The sequence below is a fragment of the Achromobacter xylosoxidans genome (assembly GCF_002192695.1).
Taxonomy (GTDB): domain Bacteria; phylum Pseudomonadota; class Gammaproteobacteria; order Burkholderiales; family Burkholderiaceae_B; genus Achromobacter; species Achromobacter xylosoxidans_C.
The window spans coordinates 1-770 of record NZ_MTLG01000036.1 but is presented as its reverse complement, the minus strand read 5'-3'; the positions used below and the strand labels follow the sequence as shown (position 1 = coordinate 770).

At 66.0% G+C, this 770-nt stretch carries 1 pseudogene; it reads right to left on the bottom strand.

Annotation, left to right across the window (positions count from 1 at the left end):
- Positions 1 to 770, bottom strand: a pseudogene (locus tag BRO63_RS04520) (DEAD/DEAH box helicase family protein); the annotation flags it as partial.

The following is a 770-nucleotide window of genomic DNA, read 5'->3' as shown; positions in this document are numbered from 1 at the left end:
GTCGGAAAACACCAGCTCGCCGTTGCCATCCATGAGGTTGATGAACTCGTGAATGTTGTCGCCGAGCATCGAGGCCAGGAAGCCGTCGCCGAACTTCTGCATCAGCTTCTGCGCGGTGACTTCCCCGATCGTCGGGATGCGCTTCAAGGCTTTGAGCACGGCCGAGGACTGGTCGCTGCCGGACAGGCTGCGCGGGCGGATCAGTGTCCACAGGGGCGCAGCGCAATGGCCGCACTTCCTGCGGGATTCCTCGGCTTCGAGCGCGACCGGGTTGACCGGCTCGCCGTCGAGGTCGGTGATGACCGTGCCGCAGTCCGGGCACGCTGCCACGTCGCCGTGGCGGGTGCGCCGCGTGGTGAAAACGGGCTTCCAGTGGAAGCCCATCCGCATCCTCACGCGGCCCAGGACGAAGAACTCCTGACCCGTGGGCTGGACACCCAACTGCTCACGCAGCTTGATGAGCTTGACGAGCGTATCCGGCCCGTTGAGCACCCACACTTTGGCGCCCGCTACCGTCTCCTGGATCTCGCGCCGCCACTTGTAAACCAGGTGCGGTGGCGAAAGCACCAGAGTGCGGCGGTAGCCTTCGGCGTTGAGCACGACAGCCGTGGCGATGCCGACGGTCGTCTTCCCGCAACCCATCTCGCCGTTGACGATCGCGGCGCGTTCGCCACGGTCGATCAGCAGCTCGGCAGCAGCGTGGACGACTTCGGCCTGGGCCGGGAACAGCTTGCGCTTGAGGCTGGCGACGATGAGTTGCCGGTGCGCCT